Here is a 7,249-nt window from a genome sequence, read left to right as displayed (position 1 = left end):
GCGAGCGACTTCCTACGCGCCACCTCCGGAGCTCCACCCACGCCCGAGCCCCACGGGCCCCGAAGGCGCGGGAAGTCGGGCCCGCCGACTTCCTGCGCGGCCACCGGAGTTCCACCCGCGAGCAGCGCAGCGGAGAAGAGTCCCTGGGCACACGAGAAGTCGACCCCGCCGACTTCCTGCGCGGCCAACAGGGCTCCGCCCGCGAGCAGCGCAGCGGAGAAGAGCCCCGGGCACACGAGAGGTCGGGCCCGCCGACTATCTGTGCGGCCAGCGGAGTTCCACCCACACCAAGCGGCACGGGCCCCCGAAGGCGCGGGAAGTCGGGCCCGCCGACTTCCTGTGCGGCCGACAGGGCTCCGCGCGCGAGCAGCGCAGCGGGGAAGAGTCCCCGGGCGCGCGAGGAGTCGGGCCCGCCGACTTCCTGTGCCGGCGCGGGGCCGTCCGCAGCCGGGCGCGTGGGGAGTCGGGTCGGCCGGCTTTCTGTGGGGGTGGCCGGCTTCGGGGGTCAGTGTTCTGGGGGGATGGTGATCAGGGGGTGGAAGTGGGCGAGGTCGGGGGGTTCGTCGACGGGTTCGCCGTCGGCTTCGATCCAGGCGTGGGCGCGGAAGGGGGCGGTGCGTACGCCGGTGCGCCAGGTGGGCCAGGTGCCGCGGGTGCGGCACAGCAGGGCTGCGGCGATGGAGCGTTGGAGGCAGCCCTGGCCGGCGCAGCGCATGCTGAGGGCGACCACGGCCTGGCGGGCGGCGAGGGCCTGGGACCGGTCGGCGGGGCGGGCGCCGCGTCGCAGGGCGGTCATCACCCGGCGGATGCGGGCCGGGGGGAGCTTCTCGATCAGCCGTGCCGCGCCGATCGCGGCGAGGGCGGCGGGCCGGTGGTGCCAGGGGGGCCGGCCGGTCCGGGTGGCGTGGGCGTGCAGGCTCATCCGGTGACCAGCCCGGCGGTGCGCAGACTCTCGTGCAGCCGCTGGACGTCCGAGCGCGCCCGGTCGGCGGTGACCGGGTGGCGGGCGGCGAGGCCGGCGGCGATCTCGTCGGCGGTGCGGCCCTGCTGCAGGGCGCGCAGGATGTGCAGCCCGGTGCGGTTGAGCTGGTAGTAGCGGCCGGAGCGTTCGTCCAGGACGACGGCTCCGTCGTCGGTCGGGGTGAGCGTCACGTCGGGGCGCAGTTCGGCGGCCATGTCGGGCTCCTGCGGTCAGGGGTGCGGGTGGGCGCGCAGCCAGTGTTCGCAGGCGAGGGTCGCGTCCAGGGCGGCGTAGGGGGTGTGGGGCGGGTAGAGCCCGAGGCAGGCCCGGCGCAGGGCGTCGGGGTCGATCAGGCCGGCGCGGGCCAGGGCGCTGTCCTCGGTGAGGGCGGCGAGTTGGGGGCGGTGGCGGGCGAGTCCCTGGTGGGTGTCGGGGGTGAAGTCGCCCTTGCCGGTGCGGCGTAGGAGGTCGGCGGGCAGGTCGGGGGCGAGGGCCTGGGTGAGCAGGGGTTTGTAGGCGAAGGGGGTGCCGCGGGTGGCGGGGTCGGCGGCGAGGCAGGCGTCGAGGACCTGGTCGTCGAGGTAGGGGGCGGTGAAGGGGACGCCGAAGTGCGCGGTGGCGTCGATGAGTTGGCGCATGGCGGAGGCGCTGTGGCGGAGCATGTGCAGGGCCTGGTGCTGGACGTGCCACGGCGCGAGCGGTGCCGGCGGCGCGAGCGGCGCGAACGGCGCGGACGGTTCGGTGTCGTTGAGGGTTGTGAGCTGTTCGCGGACCAGGTCGGCGGTGTGGGCGGTGGCCCAGGGCGGCAGTCGGGGTTCGGTTCCCCAGCCGAGGAGTTGGGTGGTGGGTGGCGGGGCGGGGTGGGTGAGGCGGTCGGCGGCGTGGGCGAGCCAGGCCGGGTAGGGCCGGGGGTCGGTGAGGGCGGCGAGGGCGGCGGGCAGGGTCCAGCGCAGGCGGGCGCGGTGTCCGCGCAGGTGGCGGGCGGCGGTGGCGGGGTGGCGTGGGAGGAGGGTGCGCAGGTAGGCGGGCAGGGCCTGGAGGATCTCGTCGCCGCCTTCGCCGCTGATGCGCAGTCGGGCGCCGTGGGTGGCGAGGAGTCGGGCGACGGCTTCGTCGCGGGCCCTGGTGCGGGTCCAGGTGAACGGTTCGTCGCCCTGGGGTGCGGGGGTGTCGATGTCGGCGAACATCGCGGGGAGTTCTTCGGCGGGCAGGACGAGTCGTCGGCCGGGCAGGTGGCGGGCGGCCCGGTCGGCCCAGGCGGCGTCGTCGTGGTGGGGGTCGAGGGAGCCGATGGTGACGGTGAGCAGGTCGGCGGGGCCGTTGGCGGCGAGGAAGCACAGGGGGGTGGAGTCGAGGCCGCCGGAGAGGTCGGCGGCGACGAGTCCGCCGTCGCGGGTGCGGGCGGCGACGGCGCGGTGCAGGGCGTGGCGCAGTGCGGTGGCGGCGTCGGGGCGGGGGCGTTCGGGGGCCGGGGGGTGCCAGTGGGCGCGGGTGCGGGCGGGGCGGCCGGGGGCGAGTTCGGCGGTGTGGTGCGGTGGTACGGGGGTGATGCCGGGCCACAGGGGCAGGGTGTCGGCGGGGTGGGGCAGCGGGTGGGCCAGGCGCAGGGCGAGGCGTTCGGTGGAGGGGGTGAGGCCGGCCGCGGCGGCCAGGGTGTCGGCGCGGTCGGACAGGACGGGGACGCCGTCGACGTCGGCCAGGTGGAGGCGGCGCAGTCCGGACAGTGTGCCGCGGGCGGTGACGGTGCCGTGGACGGTGGCGATCAGGTGGAAGCTGCCGGCCAGGTCGGCGGCGAGGGTGTGGGCGTCGTACGGGTCGCGCACGTGTGCGGCGTGGCGGCGCAGGTGGTGGGTGTCGGTGTCGCTGGTGCCGAACACGGCGAGCGCGACCGCTCCGGCCTGGGCGGTGACCGGCTGGTCGTCGGGCCAGTGGCCGAGGATCCAGGGGCGTCCGCTGGGGTGGTGCAGGGCACGGCAGTCGGCCGTGCCCCACACCGCGGCCACCGCGGCTGCGGCTTCGGTGTCCGGCAGGACCACGAACCAGGTCCGTCGGTGACCGCTCACGGCCCGGTCCTCAGGGGACGAGGTAGTAGCCGTGGACGTCGGACTGGTTGCCGAAGTCGAAGCCCCGGGTGAGGTCCGAGAAGTCGCCGAGTTCGATCAGCACCGGGGGCTCGTACACGTCGTCGGTCATCACGATGTCCTCTCGTTGGCAAGGGAGTTGGACACGATCGCCGGCCGGCCCGACCCACTCTTCCCTCTCGGTTCGCCGACGGACAAGCGGGGGCGGGGGCTTCGGCCGGAACCCGACGGGCCCTTCCCGAGTGGCCCGAGGCGCTCGCGGGACGGCTGAGCACCCGGGTAGCCGGGCGGCGGGGGCGGCGGGAGGTGGGGCCGGTTTCGGCCAGCCGTGGACGCAGTGGTGTAGACCTGTAGGGTGCCCGGGTGGGTTTCTCGGGGCGCCTCGGGGCGCCGGGTGGGTGTCTCCCCCACGGGTGTCCCGCCGACGGGTGTCTCGCCTACGGTCGTGCCATGGCTGACGAGGAGTTCGGGGATCCGCGGCTGGCCGCGCTCTACGATCGGCTGGAGCCCGGGCGCGGCGATCTCGACGCGTATCTGCGGATGGCGCAGGAGTTCGGGGCGGGCCGGGTGCTGGACATCGGCTGCGGCACGGGGGTGTTCGCGCTGCTGCCGGCCGCGCGCGGTGTGGAGGTCGTGGGTGTCGATCCGGCGCTCGCCTCGGTGGAGGTCGCGCGCGCCAAGCCGGGTGCCGGGAAGGTGCGGTGGATCCACGGCGACGCCATGGGCCTGCCGCCGCTGCGGGTCGACCTGGCGACGATGACGGCGAACGTGGCCCAGGCGATCACCGGGCCGTGCGCGTGGCGGGGCACGTTGCGGGGCGCCTTCGGGGCGCTGCGGCCGGGCGGGCGGCTGGTCTTCGAGACCCGCGACCCGGCCGCCCGCGCCTGGCAGGGGTGGACGCGCGAGCGCTCCCGCCGGGTGACGCGGGTGCCGGGTGCCGGGTCCGTCGAGAGCTGGGTCGACCTGGTCGCGGTGGACGGGCCGCTGGTGTCGTTGCGGTGGACGTACGTCTTCGCCGCGGACGGGCAGGTGCTGTCCTCGGATTCGACGCTGCGGTTCCGGGGGCGGGAGGAGGTCGGGCGGGACCTGGCCGCCTGCGGCTTCGCGGTGGAGGAGGTGCGCGACGCGCCGGACCGGCCGGGGCGGGAGTTCGTCTTCGTAGCCCGCAGGCCGTGATCCCCTCGCCCCGCGGCCGGGCGGTTTCAGGCGGTCTTCTCGGCGAGGGTGTGGGCGACGAGGGCGTTGGCGTGGCCGTGGCCGAGGCCGTGCTCGGTCTTGAGCCAGGCGACGAGTTCCATGTGCTTGACGAGCGGGGAGGTGCGGATGAGGTCCTTCCACTCCTCGATGGGGCGGCCGTACTTCTTCTCGATGGAGGGGAAGTAGGAGGCCGGGCCGCCCTTGGCGGCGGGGGCGGCGGGGGTGGCGGGGGCGGGGGTGGCGGGGGTGGTCATGAGCGGTTCCTGTCGGTCGGGCACGGCGGAAGCGGTGCGGTCACGGGGGTAGACCGTGACCGCGCCGCGGACTCATCGCCCCCCGGGAGGTGATCCGCGTCACACCACCGCCGCGGCGGGCGACGGCACGAATCGAACGTCATTTCGCGGGTTTTCGATCGCTCCCGCCGGTGAACGGTAATCGCCGGACACCGCGGCGGTGCGACGGGAGAGGCGGTGGCGGGAGTGGCGGGAGTGGTGGACACCGGGGCGCCGGGATCGGCGGCGAGGGGCCCGGACGGGGGCGCGCTGGTCTGGTACGTGGCGTACGGCTCGAACCTGCACGCCGCCCGCCTCGCCTGTTACCTGCGCGGCGGCCGCCCGGACGGCGGAGCGCAGGACCACCCCGGCGGCCGCGACCGGCGCCTGCCGCGCCGGACGGTGGCCACCGCGCTGCCGGGCACGCTCTACTTCGCCGACCTCTCGCTCACCTGGGGCGGCGGCTCGGCGTTCTACGACCCGGCCCCGCCCGGCAACGTGCCCTGCCGCGCCTACCTGTTGACGGCCGGGCAGTTCAGCGACCTGGCCGCCCAGGAGATGCGCCGGCGCCCCGGCGCCGACCTCGACCTCGCCCCGGTGCTCGCCACCGGGCGCGCCGAGCTGGGGCCGGGCCGCTACGAAACCCTGCTGCACGTCGGCGAGTTGGACGGGCACCCGCTGCTGACCTTCACCGCCTCCCGGGGCGTGGCGGGCGCCGAGCTCAACGCCCCCACCCCGCCCTACCTGCGCACCCTGGCCGCCGGCCTGGCCGAGTCGCACGGCTGGGGGCCCTGGCGCGCGGCCGGCTACCTCGCCACCCGCCCGGGCGCGGCCGGGCACTGGACGCTGCGGGCGGTGGCGGCGCTGCTGGGGTGAGCGGCCGGGCCGGCGTACGGGCGCCGACCCTGCCGGGCCGGTCCCGGTACGCCGGCCCGGCCGGCGCCGGGTTCGGCGCCGGGGCGGACCTCAGGTGGTGTACACCTGCTTGATGTGCTGGGCGCACTCCTCCCGGGTGAGGTAGCCGTCGCCGTCGGCGTCGACCCGCCGGAACTCGTCGAGGACTTCGGCCAGGACGATGCCCTTGGCCTGCTGCCAGGTCAGCCACTCTCCGACGGAGATCCTGCCGTCGTCGTCGGTGTCGGCCGCCTCGAGGACGGCGAGCTCGAACGGGACGGCGACCCGGTCGAGGAAGTCGGGACTGCGGTAGGCGGCGACAAACTCCCGGGCGGTGACCTGGTGGTCCCCGCTCTCGTCCACGGCGGCGAGCAGTTCCCGCCACAGCCGGTTGCCCAGGCCCGTCACCCTCCGCCAGGTCTCCGTGCCCGGGGCGCCGGCGCCGGAGCGCTGCAGCATCTCCTGGACCAGCTGGTCGATGTCGACCTGCTCGATCACTCCGTCACCGTCGGCGTCGAGCTTCCTGAACATCGCCTGGAAGTGGTCGCGCTCTGCCTTGGTCACCACGGAACCCACCTGTCCCTTTCCGGTACACGTCTTTGACACGACGGGTGTCCGGCTCACCATGTCGCACGTCCGGTCTGCGGAACGGGTGTCGCGCCGCCGGTCACTCGAAAGAGGCAATCGGGCCCGGGCCGGGCGTCAGGCGTGCGGCGCCCAGAAGGCGACGAGCCGGGCGACGCCGTGCTCGACGGCTTTCCAGCTGCCCGCGAAGGTCAGGACCGCGACGGCGCAGGTCGGGAAGCCGGAGCGGTTCATCCGCGCCGGCAGGTCCCCCTCGGCCTCGCCGGCCAGGGCGTCGGCCAGGGCGTGGACGCCGGGGTTGTGGCCGACCACGACCAGGTCGTGCACCTCGTCGGAGGTCTCGTTGAGGACCGCGATCAGCTCGCCGGGGCTCGCCTCGTACAGGCGGTCCTCGAACACGGCCCGCGGCCCGGCCGGGAGTTCGGAGGCCAGCAGCTTCCAGGTCTCGCGGGTCCGCGCGGCGCTCGAGACGAGCGCGAGGTCGGGCGTGATGCCGGCGCCGGCGAGCCAGCGGCCGGCCACCGGCGCGTCCTTGCGGCCCCGCTCGGCGAGCGGGCGCTCGTGGTCGTCCCCGTCGGACCATTCGGCCTTGGCGTGGCGGACCAGGACGATCCGGCGCGTCGTCTCCTCGGACATGGGGCTTGCCTCTCTCACGGCGTCGGTCGGGCGCGGGGCGCGACGACCGCGATCGTGGCAGCCCGCGCCCGCGCCGAGGTCCCGTTGGCCGGGACGCACCGGCGATGTTCACCCGTACGAGTGATCCACCGAACGGTTCCGGCCGGGGCCGCCCGGTGGTACGGCGCCGCCGCGGGTGCGCAGCCGTACCGCCGGGCGGCCCCGGCCTTGCCCACCGGCCGTGCCCGGCGGGTCAGTTGAGGAAGGGTTCGGGACCGAAGCGCCCCCAGGCCACGAAGGCGGCCAGCAGGATGTAGACCGCGTCGACCGCCACGAGCCGGTACTCCCTGCGGCGCCAGCGCACCGCCGCCGCCCCGGCCATCAGCAGCACCAGGCCGACGGCCGCCAGCGGCACGAACACCGGCGCGATGCCGAGCACGGCGGGCAGCACCAGCCCGACGGCCGCCAGCACCTCGACGGCGCCGATCGCCTTCACCCCGCCGGGGCTGAAGTCCTCCACCCAGTGGCCGCTGGGCCCGGCGGCGGCGATCCGCTCCTTCGGCGCGACCACCTTGAGGGCACCGCCCAGCAGGTAGGCGGCGGCCAGCAGGCAGGCGACGATCCACAGCGCGACGTTCACGGTG

At 75.7% G+C, this 7,249-nt stretch carries 10 protein-coding genes; 2 read left to right on the top strand and 8 right to left on the bottom strand.

The genetic code is table 11. From position 1 onward, the window contains the following. Window positions 1-505 precede the first annotated feature (505 nt). Genes ACFY0X_RS19395 through ACFY0X_RS19380 form a run of 4 tightly spaced genes read right to left on the bottom strand, consistent with a single transcriptional unit; the run spans window position 506 to window position 3,154 of the window. On the bottom strand, window positions 506-922 hold the full coding sequence (locus ACFY0X_RS19395) for a lasso peptide biosynthesis B2 protein (protein WP_387756170.1): 417 nt from the start codon (window positions 920-922) through the stop codon (window positions 506-508). After that, window positions 919-1,176, bottom strand: coding sequence for a lasso peptide biosynthesis PqqD family chaperone (locus tag ACFY0X_RS19390; RefSeq protein WP_387756168.1), 258 nt, complete (start codon window positions 1,174-1,176; stop codon window positions 919-921). Before ACFY0X_RS19390 ends, ACFY0X_RS19395 begins: the two co-directional genes overlap by 4 nt. Before the next feature lie 15 nt (window positions 1,177-1,191). Continuing rightward, on the bottom strand, window positions 1,192-3,024 hold the full coding sequence (locus tag ACFY0X_RS19385; protein ID WP_387756166.1) for an asparagine synthase-related protein: 1,833 nt from the start codon (window positions 3,022-3,024) through the stop codon (window positions 1,192-1,194). A 10-nt stretch (window positions 3,025-3,034) separates the two neighbouring features. Then, window positions 3,035-3,154: a lasso RiPP family leader peptide-containing protein gene (locus ACFY0X_RS19380; protein WP_387756164.1), complete on the bottom strand. Its 120-nt coding sequence runs from the start codon at window positions 3,152-3,154 to the stop codon at window positions 3,035-3,037. Between the two features lie 338 nt (window positions 3,155-3,492). Here ACFY0X_RS19380 and ACFY0X_RS19375 point away from each other — a divergent pair, with 338 nt between their 5' ends. Further along, window positions 3,493-4,218 (top strand): class I SAM-dependent methyltransferase, encoded by a 726-nt coding sequence (locus tag ACFY0X_RS19375; RefSeq protein WP_387756162.1) that lies wholly within the window; start codon window positions 3,493-3,495, stop codon window positions 4,216-4,218. A gap of 26 nt (window positions 4,219-4,244) precedes the next feature. Here ACFY0X_RS19375 and ACFY0X_RS19370 read toward each other — a convergent pair whose 3' ends face one another. Next, the gene (locus ACFY0X_RS19370; protein WP_387756160.1) at window positions 4,245-4,493 is read right to left on the bottom strand and encodes a DUF4287 domain-containing protein; all 249 of its coding nucleotides are present in this window, start codon (window positions 4,491-4,493) and stop codon (window positions 4,245-4,247) included. Between the two features lie 234 nt (window positions 4,494-4,727). Between ACFY0X_RS19370 and ACFY0X_RS19365 the strand changes: the two genes are divergently transcribed. After that, complete coding sequence (locus ACFY0X_RS19365; RefSeq protein ID WP_387756158.1) at window positions 4,728-5,387, top strand: histone deacetylase; 660 nt, start codon at window positions 4,728-4,730, stop codon at window positions 5,385-5,387. 90 nt (window positions 5,388-5,477) lie between these two features. Here ACFY0X_RS19365 and ACFY0X_RS19360 read toward each other — a convergent pair whose 3' ends face one another. The 3 genes from ACFY0X_RS19360 to ACFY0X_RS19350 all read right to left on the bottom strand — a co-directional run bounded on the left by ACFY0X_RS19360 (window position 5,478) and on the right by ACFY0X_RS19350 (window position 7,245). Continuing rightward, window positions 5,478-5,972, bottom strand: coding sequence for an EF-hand domain-containing protein (locus ACFY0X_RS19360; protein WP_387756156.1), 495 nt, complete (start codon window positions 5,970-5,972; stop codon window positions 5,478-5,480). 135 nt (window positions 5,973-6,107) lie between these two features. Next, entirely contained in the window at window positions 6,108-6,626 is a 519-nt protein-coding gene (locus tag ACFY0X_RS19355) for a SixA phosphatase family protein (protein ID WP_387756154.1), read from the bottom strand. Window positions 6,627-6,858: 232 nt separating this feature from the next. Further along, window positions 6,859-7,245 carry a DoxX family protein gene (locus ACFY0X_RS19350; RefSeq protein ID WP_387756152.1) on the bottom strand — a complete coding sequence of 129 codons (387 nt, stop codon included), beginning with the start codon at window positions 7,243-7,245 and terminating at the stop codon, window positions 6,859-6,861. Window positions 7,246-7,249 lie beyond the last annotated feature (4 nt).

It is taken from the genome of Kitasatospora sp. NPDC001547, from assembly GCF_042894165.1.
In the GTDB taxonomy this organism is placed as follows: Bacteria; Actinomycetota; Actinomycetes; order Streptomycetales; family Streptomycetaceae; genus Kitasatospora.
The sequence above is the reverse complement of the archived record's forward strand: the minus strand, read 5'-3'. Positions and strand labels throughout refer to the sequence as shown.